The sequence below is a fragment of the Kitasatospora phosalacinea genome (genome assembly GCF_000716545.1).
GTDB lineage: Bacteria > Actinomycetota > Actinomycetes > Streptomycetales > Streptomycetaceae > Kitasatospora > Kitasatospora phosalacinea.
On record NZ_JNWZ01000088.1, the window covers coordinates 23,468 to 36,891 of the forward strand.

At 73.8% G+C, this 13,424-nt stretch carries 13 protein-coding genes; 7 read left to right on the forward strand and 6 right to left on the reverse strand.

The genetic code is table 11. From position 1 onward, the window contains the following. Nucleotides 1–27 precede the first annotated feature (27 nt). Nucleotides 28–858 (reverse strand): pirin family protein, encoded by an 831-nt coding sequence (locus tag OO48_RS30990; protein WP_245194869.1) that lies wholly within the window; start codon nucleotides 856–858, stop codon nucleotides 28–30. Nucleotides 859–1,102: 244 nt separating this feature from the next. On the opposite strand from OO48_RS30990, the gene OO48_RS30995 reads away from it, so the two are divergent. The 5 genes from OO48_RS30995 to fabF all read left to right on the forward strand — a co-directional run bounded on the left by OO48_RS30995 (nucleotide 1,103) and on the right by fabF (nucleotide 6,056). Beyond that, nucleotides 1,103–2,299: a PucR family transcriptional regulator gene (locus OO48_RS30995; RefSeq protein WP_051733198.1), complete on the forward strand. Its 1,197-nt coding sequence runs from the start codon at nucleotides 1,103–1,105 to the stop codon at nucleotides 2,297–2,299. A 90-nt stretch (nucleotides 2,300–2,389) separates the two neighbouring features. Continuing rightward, complete coding sequence (locus OO48_RS31000; RefSeq protein ID WP_033222342.1) at nucleotides 2,390–3,331, forward strand: ACP S-malonyltransferase; 942 nt, start codon at nucleotides 2,390–2,392, stop codon at nucleotides 3,329–3,331. Next, nucleotides 3,328–4,356, forward strand: coding sequence for a beta-ketoacyl-ACP synthase III (locus OO48_RS31005; protein WP_033222344.1), 1,029 nt, complete (start codon nucleotides 3,328–3,330; stop codon nucleotides 4,354–4,356). Before OO48_RS31000 ends, OO48_RS31005 begins: the two co-directional genes overlap by 4 nt. An 82-nt stretch (nucleotides 4,357–4,438) precedes the next feature. Then, a complete protein-coding gene (locus OO48_RS31010; RefSeq protein ID WP_033222346.1) occupies nucleotides 4,439–4,681 on the forward strand; it encodes an acyl carrier protein in 243 nt (80 codons plus the stop codon). Nucleotides 4,682–4,787: 106 nt separating this feature from the next. Next, nucleotides 4,788–6,056 carry a beta-ketoacyl-ACP synthase II gene (gene fabF, locus OO48_RS31015; RefSeq protein WP_033222348.1) on the forward strand — a complete coding sequence of 423 codons (1,269 nt, stop codon included), beginning with the start codon at nucleotides 4,788–4,790 and terminating at the stop codon, nucleotides 6,054–6,056. Nucleotides 6,057–6,122: 66 nt separating this feature from the next. Here the strand turns inward: fabF and OO48_RS31020 are convergent, their stop codons facing one another. Both OO48_RS31020 and OO48_RS31025 read right to left on the reverse strand, forming a co-directional pair. Further along, complete coding sequence (locus tag OO48_RS31020) at nucleotides 6,123–6,617, reverse strand: DUF3145 domain-containing protein (RefSeq protein WP_033222350.1); 495 nt, start codon at nucleotides 6,615–6,617, stop codon at nucleotides 6,123–6,125. A gap of 301 nt (nucleotides 6,618–6,918) precedes the next feature. Continuing rightward, on the reverse strand, nucleotides 6,919–7,947 hold the full coding sequence (locus OO48_RS31025) for an NADP-dependent oxidoreductase (protein WP_033222352.1): 1,029 nt from the start codon (nucleotides 7,945–7,947) through the stop codon (nucleotides 6,919–6,921). Between the two features lie 91 nt (nucleotides 7,948–8,038). Between OO48_RS31025 and OO48_RS31030 the strand changes: the two genes are divergently transcribed. Next, entirely contained in the window at nucleotides 8,039–8,560 is a 522-nt protein-coding gene (locus OO48_RS31030) for a MarR family winged helix-turn-helix transcriptional regulator (protein WP_063830780.1), read from the forward strand. A 296-nt stretch (nucleotides 8,561–8,856) separates the two neighbouring features. Further along, nucleotides 8,857–10,428, forward strand: coding sequence for an LCP family protein (locus tag OO48_RS31035; RefSeq protein ID WP_245194870.1), 1,572 nt, complete (start codon nucleotides 8,857–8,859; stop codon nucleotides 10,426–10,428). A gap of 135 nt (nucleotides 10,429–10,563) precedes the next feature. Here the strand turns inward: OO48_RS31035 and OO48_RS31040 are convergent, their stop codons facing one another. The 3 genes from OO48_RS31040 to OO48_RS31050 are packed head-to-tail and all read right to left on the reverse strand — an operon-like array spanning nucleotide 10,564 to nucleotide 13,326. After that, on the reverse strand, nucleotides 10,564–11,457 hold the full coding sequence (locus OO48_RS31040; protein ID WP_033222356.1) for a 1-aminocyclopropane-1-carboxylate deaminase/D-cysteine desulfhydrase: 894 nt from the start codon (nucleotides 11,455–11,457) through the stop codon (nucleotides 10,564–10,566). Between the two features lie 34 nt (nucleotides 11,458–11,491). Further along, the gene (locus OO48_RS31045; protein WP_081952516.1) at nucleotides 11,492–12,700 is read right to left on the reverse strand and encodes a YncE family protein; all 1,209 of its coding nucleotides are present in this window, start codon (nucleotides 12,698–12,700) and stop codon (nucleotides 11,492–11,494) included. Further along, nucleotides 12,697–13,326, reverse strand: a complete 630-nt coding sequence (locus OO48_RS31050; protein WP_033222358.1) for an ankyrin repeat domain-containing protein — start codon at nucleotides 13,324–13,326, stop codon at nucleotides 12,697–12,699. Before OO48_RS31050 ends, OO48_RS31045 begins: the two co-directional genes overlap by 4 nt. Nucleotides 13,327–13,424: the final 98 nt, after the last annotated feature.

Sequence of the window (13,424 nt, forward strand, 5' to 3'; positions counted from 1 at the left end):
TCCCCGCGCCCCCGGTTTCGCGCCCTCTCAGCCGTACGCGACCGGGCTGTGCATCTCCCAGAGCAGCAGTTCGACGCCGTCCGCCCCCGCCGTCGGGTCCGCGAACGCGTCGCCCGTGATCCGGACGGAGTCGCCGGCGGCCGCCGAGCGGCCGCCGCCCTGCGGGCCGGGGACGGTGCGGTAGCCGACCGATCCGGCGACCACGTGGACGTAGCGGTAGGGGGCGGCGGGCAGTTCGGGCAGCGGCATCCAGGCCGGGGCCCGCACCAGCCAGAGCGCCGCGTCGCCGCGCCGCAGCCGCAGCGCCCGGTCCCCGTCCGCCGGCCGGCCCGAGGCCAGCAGGGTCAGCCCGTCCCCGTCCGGGACGGTGCGCAGGCCGAAGCCCGGCGCGGAGCCGTACTCGTCCGGCTGGAGCCACATCTGGACGAAGGCGACCGGTTCGGTGGCCCCGCCGAGGTTGCGTTCGGTGTGGCTGATGCCGGTGCCGGTGGACTGCACCTGCACCATGCCGCGCCGCACCACGCTCGCGTGGCCCGCGTCGTCGCGGTGGGCGAGCGCGCCGGAGACGACCCAGGTGACGATCTCGGTCTCGCTGTGCCGGTGCGCCGCGTACCCGGCGCCGGGGGCGAGCGTCTCCTCGTTGCAGGCGAGCAGCGCGCCGAAGGAGGTGTTCTTCGGGTCGTAGTGGCCGGAGAAGGAGAAGGCGTGCCGGGTGGTGACGCCTTCGGCGGGTTCCGACAGGTAACGCTCGGCGGCGCGCCGCAGGTCGGCACGGCCGCGCTCCTTCCGGCCGGGGCCGGACGCCGGTTCGACGGGTTCGAATGCCTGCCCGCCGCGGGGCGAAGAATCCACGCTCACGGGCACCACGGTAACCGGTGTGACGGGTGCCACCGGACGACATCGGGCCCGGCGTGCACGAGCACCCTCCGGGGTGAGGCAGGCTAGTGCCGTGCCATCCGCTTCAGCGAAACCCGACAAGCCCTCCGACCGTTCGCCCGGTGAGCGCTCCGCTCCGGAGCGGTCCGCCGAGAAGGTCCAGGAGAAGAAGCCCGCCAAGCGTCCCGCCGCCGGGCGCCCCGCCGCGGTGCCGGGCCGGGGCCGGATGACGGCCGAGGAGCGCCGGTTGGCGGCCGAGCGGGCGGAGTTGCGGGCGGCGACGCTGAAGCGGCTGGAGAAGTCGGCGGGCAAGCTGGCGTCGGCGGCGATCGCCCGGATGGACGACCAGCTGGCCTGGTACCGGCGGATGCCGCCGGAGCACCGTTCGTGGATCGGCCTGGTCGCGCAGGCGGGCATCGCGGCGTTCACCGAGTGGTACCGGCGTCCGGAGGCCTCGCAGGCGATCTCCACCGACGTGTTCGGCACCGCCCCGCGGGAGTTGACCCGGGCGATCACGCTGCGGCAGACCGTGGAGCTGATCCGCACCACCATCGAGGTGATGGAGGAGGCCATCGAGGAGGTGGCCGCGCCCGGCGACGAGGCGGGGATGCGCGAGTCGGTGCTGGTCTACGCCCGGGAGATCGCCTTCGCCACCGCCCAGGTGTACGCGCAGGCCGCCGAGGCGCGCGGCGCGTGGGACGCCCGGCTGGAGGCGCTGGTGGTGAACTCGCTGCTGTCCGGGGACGCCGACGAGGGCGTGCTGTCGCGGGCGGCGGCGCTCGGCTGGGGTCAGCCCAGCCAGGTGCGGGTGGTGATGGGCAGCGCCCCGGACGGGGACAGCGAACTGGTGGTGGAGGCGATCCGCCGCGCCGCCAGGTACGCCAAGCTGCACGTGCTGACGGGGGTGCTGGGCCGCCGGCTGGTGGTGGTGGTCGGCGGTGACAAGGAGCCGGTGCACGCGGCCCGGGCGCTGATCGGCCAGTTCGCGCCCGGCCCGGTGGTGGTCGGTCCGACGGTCGGCGACCTGCTGTCGGCGACCCGCTCGGCGCACGCCGCCGCGCAGGGCCTGAAGGCGTGCGCGGCCTGGCCGGACGCTCCCCGCCCGGTGCTGGCCGACGACCTGCTGCCGGAACGGGCGCTGGCGGGCGACGAGGTGGCGCGCCGTCAGTTGGTGGAGGAGATCTACACACCCCTGGAGGAGGCCGGCTCGGCGCTCCTGGAGACGCTGAGCGTCTACCTGGAGCAGGCGTCCTCGCTGGAGGGCGCGGCCCGGATGCTCTTCGTCCACCCGAACACCGTGCGCTACCGGCTGCGTCGTGTGACAGACGTCACCGGCTATGCTCCGTCCGACGTGCGTTCGGCCTTCACCCTGCGCATCGCCCTTGCTCTGGGGCGTCTCGGTTCCGGCCCCGACCAGGGCTGAACCGACTGTAGGGAATCCACAAGCCGACGTGCTTTTCTTCGTCATCGTCGCCTACCCGCCCCCGGGCGTCCGGCGAGAGAGGGTTGAACCGTGCTCGTTATCGTCGCCCCTGGACAGGGTGCCCAGACTCCCGGCTTCCTCAACCCCTGGCTCGAACTGGACGGCGCCGCCGACCGGCTGCGCCGGTGGTCGGCGACGGCCGGCCTCGACCTGGTGCACGCCGGCACCGAGGCCTCCGAGGAGGAGATCAAGGACACCGCCGTCGCGCAGCCGCTGCTGGTGGCCGCCGGCCTGGTGACCGCCGCGGCGCTGTTCCCGCAGGGCCCGGCCGGGCAGGTCGGCGCGGTGGCCGGCCACAGCGTCGGCGAGATCACCGCCGCGGCGCTGGCCGGGGTGCTGTCCGAGGAGGACGCGCTGGGCTTCGTCCGCGAACGCAGCCTGGGCATGGCGGAGGCCGCCGCGCAGACCGCGACCGGCATGACCGCGGTGCTCGGCGGCGACCCGGAGGCCGTGCTCGCCAAGCTCGCCGAGCACGGGGTGACCCCGGCGAACAACAACGGCGGCGGTCAGATCGTCGCGGCCGGCACGCTGGAGCAGCTCGACGCGCTGAAGGCGGACCCGCCGGCCGGTGCGCGGCTGATCCCGCTGAAGGTCGCGGGCGCCTTCCACACCTCGCACATGGCCCCGGGCGTGGCCCGGCTGGAGAAGCTGGCGCCGACCCTCACCGCCGCGGACCCGGCCGTCGCGTACCTCTCGAACCGGGACGGCGAGGTGGTCGGCTCCGGCGCCGAGGTGCTCGCCCGCCTGGTCTCGCAGGTCTCCAACCCGGTCCGCTGGGACCTGTGCATGGAGACCCTGCAGCGGCTCGGCGCGACCGCCGTGATCGAGCTGTCCCCCGCCGGAACCCTCACCAACCTGGTCAAGCGCAACGTCAAGGGTGTCGCCACGCTGGCCCTGAAGACCCCCGCCGATCTCGACAAGGCCCGCGCGCTCGTGGCCGAGCACGGCAGCCAGGAGACGACCACCGCATGAGCGTGACCATCAAGCCGGCCACCGGCGCCCAGTACTCCCGCATCCACGGCGTGGGCGGCTACCGGCCGACCCGGGTGATCCCCAACTCCGAGGTGCTGAACTGGATCGACTCCTCGGACGAGTGGATCCGCACCCGTTCCGGCATCGCCGAGCGCCGCTGGGCCGGCCCGGAGGAGACGGTCGCCGAGATGTCGGTGCAGGCGGCCGGCAAGGCCGTCGCGATGTCCGGGATCCGTCCGGAGCAGATCGGCGCCGTCATCGTCGCCACCGTCTCGCACCTGAAGCAGACCCCGGCCATCGCCACCGAGATCGCCCAGCGGCTCGGCTGCGGCACCGCCCCGGCGTTCGACATCTCGGCCGCCTGCGCGGGCTTCGGCTACGGCCTGAGCCTGGCCGACGGCATGGTGCGCGGCGGCAGCGCCGAGTACGTGCTGGTGATCGGCGTGGAGCGGCTGTCCGACCTGACCGACGTCACCGACCGGTCGACCGCGTTCATCTTCGGCGACGGCGCGGGCGCCGCGATCGTCGGCCCGTCCGAGGCCCCCGGCATCGGCAAGGTGATCTGGGGTTCGGACGGCTCGCAGGCCGACGTGATCTCGCAGACCCAGGCCTGGGACACCGCGTTCGCCAAGCCGGACGCGGTCAACGGCGCCGGTGACGAGACCAAGTGGCCCGCGCTGCGGATGGAGGGCCAGACGGTCTTCCGCTGGGCGGTGTACGACATGGCGAAGGTGGCCGAGCAGGCCCTGGAGGCCGCCGGGATCACCGCCGACCAGCTCGGCGCGTTCATCCCGCACCAGGCCAACATGCGCATCATCGACGCCATGGTCAAGAAGCTGGACCTGCCCCCGAGCGTCCCGGTGGCCCGCGACATCGCGGAGACCGGCAACACCTCCGCCGCCTCCATTCCGCTCGCCATGGAGCGGATGCTGGAGCGCGGCGAGGCCAAGAGCGGCGACCTGGCACTGATCATCGGCTTCGGTGCCGGTCTGGTCTACGCCGCCGCGGTCGTTACTCTCCCCTAGGCGTCTTTCCCCGCCACCCCCCTGGAAACCCGCGCAGGTCCACCGGACCGGGCGCGGTCAACACCGAGAAGGAGCAGCCGATATGGCTACCCGCGAAGAGGTTCTCGAAGGTCTCGCCGAGATCGTGAACGAGATCGCCGGCATCCCGGTCGAGGACGTCGCGCTCGACAAGTCCTTCACCGACGACCTGGACGTCGACTCGCTGTCCATGGTCGAGGTCGTCGTGGCCGCCGAGGAGCGCTTCGGCGCGAAGATCCCGGACGACGAGGTCAAGAACCTCAAGACCGTCGGCGACGCGGTGGACTTCATCGTCGCCAACGTCTGACCTGGTGTCAGGCCTCCCGGTCGGGGCGCGCCCCGCGCGCCCCGACCGGGCCCCTCCCCGTCCGGTCCCCCGGTCCTCCCCTCAGATGTGAGAGAAGAAGAAACCAGTGACTGCTGAAAACCGCACCGTGGTCGTCACGGGTATCGGCGCCTTCACGCCGCTGGGCGGCGACGCCGCCACTTTCTGGGAGGGCCTGCTGGCCGGCAAGTCCGGGGTGCGCTCCCTCACCGAGGAGTGGGCGGCCGAGCTGCCCGTCCGGATCGCCGCCCGGGTCGCCGTCGAGCCCGGCGAGATCCTGCCCCGCCCGCTGGCCCGCAAGCTGGACCGCTCCGCGCAGTTCGCGCTGATCGCCGCCCGCGAGGCATGGAAGGACGCCGGCTACGAGGCCCCGGCCACCGACGAGGCCAACCCGCTGGCCCCCGAGCGCCTGGGCGCGGTCATCGCCTCCGGCATCGGCGGCGTCACCACCCTGCTCGACCAGTACGACGTGCTCAAGGAGCAGGGCGTCCGCAAGGTCTCCCCGCACACCGTCCCGATGCTGATGCCCAACTCCCCGGCGGCCAACGTCGGCCTGGAGGTCGGCGCCCGCGCGGGCGTGCACACCCCCGTCTCCGCCTGCGCCTCCGGCGCCGAGGCGATCGGCTACGCGATCGAGATGATCCGCACCGGCCGCGCCGACGTGGTCGTGGCCGGCGGCACCGAGGCCGCGGTCCACCCGCTGCCGATCGTCGCCTTCTCCAACATGATGGCGATGTCCAAGAACAACGAGGACCCGCAGCACGCCTCCCGCCCGTACGACAAGGGCCGCGACGGCTTCGTTCTCGGCGAGGGCGCGGGCGTGATCGTGCTGGAGTCCGCCGAGCACGCCGCCGCCCGCGGCGCCCGCGTCTACTGCGAGGCCGTCGGCCAGGGCCTGTCCTCGGACGCCCACCACATCGCCCAGCCCGAGCCGACCGGCGCCGGCGTGGCCCGCGCCATCGACGACCTGTTCGCCCGCAACGAGCTGGACAAGTCCGAGGTCGTGCACGTCAACGCGCACGCCACCTCGACCCCGCAGGGTGACACCGCCGAGATCAAGGCGCTGCGCCGCACCCTGGGCGAGCACCTCGACCACGTGGCGATCTCCGCCACCAAGTCGATGACCGGCCACCTGCTGGGCGGGGCCGGCGGCATCGAGACCGTCGCGACCGTGCTCGCCCTGCACAACCGGATCGCCCCGCCGACGATCAACGTGGTCGACCTGGACGACGACATCGAGGCCGACATCGTCCGCGACGAGGCCCGCAAGCTGCCGGTCGAGGGCCGCATCGCCGCCCTGAACAACTCCTTCGGCTTCGGCGGCCACAACGTGGTGCTGGCCTTCCGCACCGTCTGACGCACCGTCACGCGCCACCCGTGAGGGGGTGCGGGGGCCCCGGCCCCCGCACCCCCTCACGCGTCCTCACACCACCTGGTGCAGCCAGCGCACCGGCGCGCCCTCGCCCGCGTACCGGAACGGCTCCAGCTCGTCGTCCCAGGGCTTGCCGAGCAGCTTGGCGATCTCCGCCTCCAGGTCGCCGCCCTCGCTGCGGACGCGCAGCAGCACGGCGCGGAGCCGGTCCTCGGGGATCAGGATGTCGCCGTGCAGGCCGGTGACGGCGTGGAAGACGCCGAGCGCGGGCGTGGAGGAGTACCGCTCGCCCTCCGCCGTGGCGCAGGGCTCGCTGGTCACCTCGTACCGCATCAACTGCCAGCCGCGCAGCGCGGAGGCGAGCTTGGAGGCGGCGCCGGGCTCCCCCTGCCAGGAGAGCTCGGACCGCCAGTGGCCGGGCGCGGCGGGCTGCCTGATCCAGTCGAGGTTGACCCGCACGCCGAGCACGCCCGCGATCGCCCACTCGACGTGCGGGCACAGCGCGCGGGGCGCGGAGTGGATGTAGAGCACACCACGTGTCGTCACCGGGACCTCCTGGCTGTGGACGAGGGTCGCCTTCCCCAGCTGCCTCGCTCCGTCACCGGTGGGTCCTGCTACCAGTGGCTACCCCGTGAAGCTCAACTTACTCGACATTAGGTCATCAAATCGATCAAAACGGACAACCTTTCCCCCCATGCTAGTCGGTTCCTCCGAGAGGTCTACCCTCCCGGCCCCCACCTCCCCCGAACGGCCGCATGCGCGCGCCCCCGCCGCGGATCGCGCTCCGGCGGGGGCGCGCTGACGGACCGGCAGCCGATCCGGCGTCAGACCGCGGCCGTCGTCCCGGTCACTCCGGGAGCTCGATCAGCATCTTGCCGACGTTCCGACCGTCGAGCATGCCGAGGAAGGCGTCCAGCGCGCTGTCGATGCCCCGGGTCGTCGTCTCGCGGTACTTCAGCTCGCCCGAACGCACCCACGCCGAGACCTCCTCGACGAACTTCGGCTGGAGGTCGTAGTGGTCCCCGACGAGCAGCCCCTCCATGCGGAAGCGCTTGGAGATGATCTGCGACAGGTTGCGCGGGGCCGGGGTCGGCTCGGTCGCGTTGTACTGCGAGATCATGCCGCAGACCACGATCCGGCCGTGCAGGTTCATCGCCGCGATGGCCGCCTCCAGGTGCTCGCCGCCGACGTTGTCGAAGTACACGTCGATGCCGTCGGGGGCGGCGTCCCGGAGCTGCTGGGTGACCGGGCCGTCCTTGTAGTTGAAGGCGGCGTCGAAGCCGTACTCCCCGACGAGGAGCTCGACCTTGTCGTCCGAGCCGGCGGACCCGATCACCCGGGACGCGCCCTTCAGCTTGGCGATCTGGCCGACGATGCCGCCCACGGCACCGGCCGCGCCGGACACGAACACCACGTCGCCCGGCTTGATCCCGGTGATCCGCGTCAGCCCCGCGTACGCGGTCAGCCCCGGCATCCCCAGCACGCCGAGGTAGGTGGAGAGCGGCGCGGCCTCGGGGTCCACCTTGACGGCCGACTTGGCGTCGACCGTCGCGTACTCCCGCCAGCCCGCGAAGTGCAGGACGTGGTCACCCACGGCGATGCCCTCCGCCTCCGAGGCGACGACGCGGCCGACCGCGCCTCCCAGCATCGGCTTGTCCAGCTCGTACGGCTCCGCGTAGGACTTGGCCAGCGACATCCGGCCACGCATGTACGGATCGACGGAGAGGTAGGTGTTGCGCACCGTGATCTGCCCGGGGCCGGGGCGGCGGACGGGGGCCTCGACCAGGGCGAAGTCGGCCGGGACGGGCCGGCCCTGGGGGCGGGCGGTCAGGTGCCATTCGCGGCCGGTGGCGGGGACGTCCAGCTCTGCTGCCATCACATACTCCTCAGGGTGAAATATTCACTAGCTAAAGCAATCGTGGGGATGAAAAGTTCAGGTTGTCAAATGTTCAGCTAGAATCGGAAGCATGGCGCAGCAGGAGGAGCAGGTCATGGCGGAGGAGCAGGCACCGACTGTCGACCCCATCACGCTGGAGGTCGTCGACCTGATGGCGCGCCTGGTCGGGCTCTTCCACCGCGAGTACGAGGAGGCCGCGGCCGCCCGCTCGCTCACCGGCGCCCAGGCCAAGGTGCTGGCGCTGCTGCGGCGCGGGCCGATGCCGATGCGGCACATCGCCCAGACCCTCTCCTGCGAGCCCTCCAACATCACCGGCATCGTCGACCGGCTGGAGGGGCGCGGCTTCGTCACCCGCGAGTCCGACCCGCAGGACCGCCGGGTCAAGCTGGTGGTCGCGACCGACGCCGGCCGCTCGGCCTCCAGCGAGCTGCGCGAGTCGCTGAACTTCGCCCGCGAGCCGCTGGCCGCCCTCGAGGGCGACGAGCGCGCGCAGCTGCGCGACCTGCTGCGGCGGATGCTCGACTCCACCGACTCCGGCACCTCTCCCGGTGCCACGGGCAGCACCGGCGGCAGCGCCGCGAAGACGGGCTGAACTCCCGCCGACGGCACCCCGGCACCGCTCCACCGACCCCTTCACCGGTTCCTCCCGCCGCCCGTCCGCCGCCCGTCCGCCGCCCGTCCGCCGCGCCCGCGACGGGCCGGGCGGGACCGCCGGACCGACCGGCGCACCGGGGTCGAAAAAACTCTCGAAAAAAATGGTTCGCGTGTAACCATTCCGTGGACCGAACCGTCCAAGTAATGACGAGTGCCGATCCGCAGTGCGGCGGATCCGCCGAGTGCCTTCCCTCGGGCACCAGTTGCCGCTGCGCGCAGAGAGACCGCCGACCGATGACCGACGCCACGCAGAGACCCGCCTCGGCCCGCTCCCGCGGCCGCCGAATAGCCCGCGGCCTGGGGGCCACCGCCGCCGCACTCGTCGTCGCCGCCGCCGGGGCGGGCGCCTGGTACTACCAGCGGCTGGACCACAACATCACGACCTTCGCGCCCGAGGGCATCGCCTCCAGCCGCCCCCCGGTCGCCACGCCCGCGCCCACCGGCGGGGTGCCCGTCAACGTCCTGCTGCTCGGCTCCGACACCCGCGACGACGGCAACAGCTCGCTGGGCGGCGGCGACGAGGGCGTGGGTCACTCCGACACCGCGATCCTGCTGCACGTGTACGCCGACCACAAGCACGCCGTCGGCGTGTCGATACCGCGCGACACCCTGGTCACCATCCCGCCCTGCCGCCTGCCGGACGGCAAGTGGAGCAACCCGCGGAACAACCAGATGTTCAACTCGGCCTTCACGGTGGGCGAGTTCAAGGAGGGCAACCCGGCCTGCACGCAGAACACCGTGGAGGCGCTGACCGGGCTGCGGATCGACCACACCCTGGTCGTCGACTTCAAGGGCTTCGCGGCCATCACCAGCGCCGTCGGCGGCGTGGACGTCTGCGTCCCCAACGACGTGGACTCCTACGGCATCCACCTCTCCAAGGGCCGGCAGACCGTCGCCGGGCAGCAGGCCGTGGACTACGTCCGGGCCCGGCACGGCATCGGCGACAACTCCGACATCGGCCGGATGCTCCGCCAGCAGGCGTTCATGTCCTCGCTGATCAAGAAGGTGCAGAGCAAGGGCTTCGACCTGACCAGCCTGCTGCCGCTCGCCGACGCCGCCACCAAGTCGCTCACCGTCGACCCCGGGCTCGGGTCCCCCTACAAGCTCGCCGAGTTCGCCCAGTCGCTCCAGGACATCCAGCTCTCCGACATCCAGTTCGTCACCCTCCCCTGGCGCTTCCAGGGCGCGCGCGTCGCCGTGGTCGAACCGGACGCGAGCATCCTGTGGAGCCTCCTGCGCCAGGACCGCACCCTCGACGGCCGCCCCACCGACACCGGCGCCGCCCCGGCCCCGAGCACCGAGCCCAGCCCCGGCGTCTCCCCCTCCGTCACGGCCACCGCCACCGCCACCAGCAGTGCCGGTGCCGACGCCGCCCTGTTCAAGGCGCCCGTCACCGTGCACAACGCCGCCAAGTCGGGCGGCCTGGCCGGCCGCACCGCGCTCGCCCTGCGCGGCAAGGGCTACACCGACATCACCATCGGCGCCAACACCGCGGCCCGCCGCACCACCCTGATCGAGTACGCGCCCTCCCAGCGGGCCGCCGCCGAACGCCTCGCCCAGCTCTACCCCGGCGCCGAACTCCGCTCCGGCGCCACCGACGGCATCGTCCTCACCCTCGGCCAGGACCGCGCCAACGCCGACACCCCCGACGTACCGGACGCCGACGACACCGGCGCCGGGGCCACCGGCGGCGGGGTCACCGGCGGCGGCTCCCCCGGCGCCCTCCCCTCCAGCATCCCGTCCGGGATCGCCGACAACACCCGGCCCGCCGACACCGACCTCTGCAACGACCTCAGCTTCGGCTGACCGCCCGGTCAGGAGCCCTCACCCCCGCCGGAGCGCGACGACAGCCGACGGGGGCGGGGCGGCCCGACGGGGTGGTGAGATCCGGCGGGGTGGCCTGGCCCGGCGGGGCAGCGCGGCCCTGCGGCGCGGCAGGTCTCACCGCTCCGGGTCGGGAACTCCCGTCACCACCACCGTCACCCGGCGCCCGCCGAACTCGCCCGCCCGCAGCAGCCCGTACACCGCCCACAGCGCCTTCGCCACGTACCGGCGCTCCACTGGCACCCCGTACGCGCCCTGGAACCAGTGGGCGAACCGTTCCAGCTCCAGCGGGACCTTTCCGTAGCCGCCGCCGTGCCAGCCGTGCGCGAGCCGCCAGTTGGTGAACTCCCGTCCGTACCCGGCCCGGTGCAGTGCCGACACCTCGCCCTCCAGGTAGCCCTCGCCGCGCAGCACCGCCACCCCGAGCGCCCGCGGGCCCTCGGGCAGGCCCGCGGCGATCCCGGCCAGCGTGCCGCCGGTGCCGACCGCGCAGCACACCACGTCTCCCGGGCCGAAGTCCGGCTGCTGGGCGGCGAGTTCCCCGGCGATCACCGCGGCGCCGCGCACCGCCGGGCCGTTGGAGCCGCCCTCGGGGAGCACGTAGTAGCCCTCCCGCCGCTCCCGCCCGCCGGCGGCCGCCTCCCGGTAGGCGGAGCGCTCGACGAACTCCAGCACCATGCCGTCCCGTTCGGCCCGGGCCAGCGACCAGTTGCGCGGCCGCCCGGCGAGCTCCGCACCGCGGATCACGCCGACGCTCGCCAGCCCGAGCCCGTGCGCCGCGGCCGCCACCGCCCGCACGTGGGTGGAGTACGCCCCGCCGTAGGTGAGCAGCCCCCGGGCGCCCTGCGCGACGGCCAGTTCCAGGTTCGGCGCGAGCTTGCGCCACTTGTTGCCCGGCACCGTCGGATGCGCCAGGTCGTCCCGCTTGAGCCACAGCTCCGCCCCCGCCGCGGCGAACTCCGGGTCGTCGACCCTCGTCAACGGCGTGGGCAGGACGGCGGCGGGAAGCATCCGTCCACCCTAGGCCCTGGCGGAACCGGCCCCGTCAGAGCACCGCAACCCCCAGTGGTCGCCGCCCGGCCTCCAGCCGGTGGGTGGCTCCGCTGTCGAGGTCGACCAGGGTGATGCCGTCCCAGTAGCCGTCCCTGGTGAAGCCGCCGGTGACGTACGCCGTCCGCCCGTCCGCCGATATCACCACGTTCTCGTGCGGGACGCCGAGCGGGTGGACCCGTTCGCTGCCGTCCGGGTTCCGGACCGTCAGGCTGGGGCCCCGGTCGTCGCGGGTGACCGGGCCGGAGCCGACCACCAGCAGCCGCCCGTCCGGTGCGACGGCGGCGCCGTGCTGGTGGGTGTCGGCGGTCATCGGCTCGATCGACACCTGCCCGGTGGCCGGGTCGACCACGGCCAGGCGCTCGCCCTCGAAGGGCAGCAGCAGCTTGCCGTCGCCCGGCCGGACCGCCGCGTAGTGCGGTTTCAGCCAGGAGCCGAGCCCGCCCTCCGTGCCGTACGGCGCGACCTGGATCCGCCGGGTGGCCAGGCCGTTCGCCGCGACCACCGTCACGTCGAAGGAGTCGTGGCCGGTCGCGTAGATCTCCCGCCCGTCGGCCGAGACGTCGACGTCGAAGGGCCGGCGGCCGACCGGAGCGACCCCGGTGACCTCACCCTTCGCGGTGTCGACGACCTCCAGCACGCCGGACCGGCCGGGCACGTTCACCCCGACGTACAGCCGGGCGCCGTCCGGGGAGAGGGCCAGGCCCATGCCGCCGCCCCGGTACTCGCCCGTCCCGGCCGGGCCGGTGTCGGTGCGCAGCGCGACGGTGCGGACCAGCGCGCGCGCCCGGGTGTCGACCTCGGCGACGCCCTCCGCGGTGCTCGCCCAGGCCCGCCCGTCCGCCCCGACGGCCACCGCGTACGGCGCCGTGCCCACCCGCACCGAGCCGATCGCCCCGCGCGCCGGGTCGACGAAGGTGACGGTGTCGGCCCCGAAGTCGGCCACCAGCAGCGTCCCGGCCGAGGTGGGCTGGAGAGCGCCCTCCTGGGCCGGGGTCGCTCCGGCGGGCTGGCCGTCGGACGGGGTGGACGGGGTGGATGCAGCAGGCGCGGCGGGGGCGGCCGCCGTCGGCCGGGGCGCGGTCGGGGGACCGGCCGCGCCGCCCGGATCGGCGCAGCCGGCCAGCAGCACGGTCAGCAGTACGGCCAGCACCGGCGCGGCGGCCAGCAGCAGCGGGCCGGTGCGTTCGCGGCGGGTGGTCACCGGGTGCCTCCGCTCTCGTCTCCGGTGCGGGCCTCGGCCTCCCGGAGCAGGCCGGCCAGGGCGTCGAAGCCTCGCCGTTCGGCGTGCCCCCGCGCCGTCACGCCGTCGGCGTCGGCGAGCCGCGGATCCGCCCCGGCGGCGAGCAGCAGCCGGACGACCTCGGTGTGCGCGCGGCCGCCGTCGCCGAGGATCACGGCCTCCAGCAGGGCCGTCCACCCCAGCCGGTTGACGTGGTCGACGTCGATGTCGGTCTCTTCCAGCACGGCCCGCACGTAGGCGACGTGGCCGCGCTCGGCGGCGGGTATCAGGCTCACCCCGCCGAACCGGTTGGTGAGCCCGAAGTCCGGCCCGGCGGGCAGCAGGGCGCGCATCATCGGCACGCTGCCGGTGACGCCGGTGACCAGCCAGGGGCTGTCCTCCCGCTCGTCCTGCGCGTCCGGGTCGGCCCCGGCGGCGACCAGGAGTTCGGCGACGGGCACCCGGTCGGCGAGTGCGGCGAGCAGCAGCGCCGTCCGCCCGCGCGGATCGCGGGCCTCCACGTTGGCGCCCTCCGCCAGGGCGGCCCGGGCGGCGTCGAGGTCTCCGGTGTGCGCGGCGGTGAGCAGGCGTTGGTCGATCACGGTCATCACGGTTCTCCGTAAGGTGTTGGTCGGCCCGGGAGGGCCGGATGTGGCTAACGGTTCTCTGCCTTCAGTGGCTTGCGAGGAGTGGCCGTCCGGCTCTT

Coding starts and splice junctions, on each gene's coding strand:
- OO48_RS30995 (WP_051733198.1), top strand. CDS start 1,103: ATGACGGCCGAGGAGCGCCGGTTGGCGGCCGAGCGGGCGGAGTTGCGG.
- OO48_RS31005 (WP_033222344.1), top strand. CDS start 3,328: ATGAGCGTGACCATCAAGCCGGCCACCGGCGCCCAGTACTCCCGCATC.
- OO48_RS31010 (WP_033222346.1), top strand. CDS start 4,439: ATGGCTACCCGCGAAGAGGTTCTCGAAGGTCTCGCCGAGATCGTGAAC.
- OO48_RS31025 (WP_033222352.1), bottom strand. CDS start 7,947: ATGGCAGCAGAGCTGGACGTCCCCGCCACCGGCCGCGAATGGCACCTG.
- OO48_RS31030 (WP_063830780.1), top strand. CDS start 8,039: ATGGCGCAGCAGGAGGAGCAGGTCATGGCGGAGGAGCAGGCACCGACT.
- OO48_RS31035 (WP_245194870.1), top strand. CDS start 8,857: ATGACCGACGCCACGCAGAGACCCGCCTCGGCCCGCTCCCGCGGCCGC.
- OO48_RS31040 (WP_033222356.1), bottom strand. CDS start 11,457: ATGCTTCCCGCCGCCGTCCTGCCCACGCCGTTGACGAGGGTCGACGAC.
- OO48_RS31050 (WP_033222358.1), bottom strand. CDS start 13,326: ATGACCGTGATCGACCAACGCCTGCTCACCGCCGCGCACACCGGAGAC.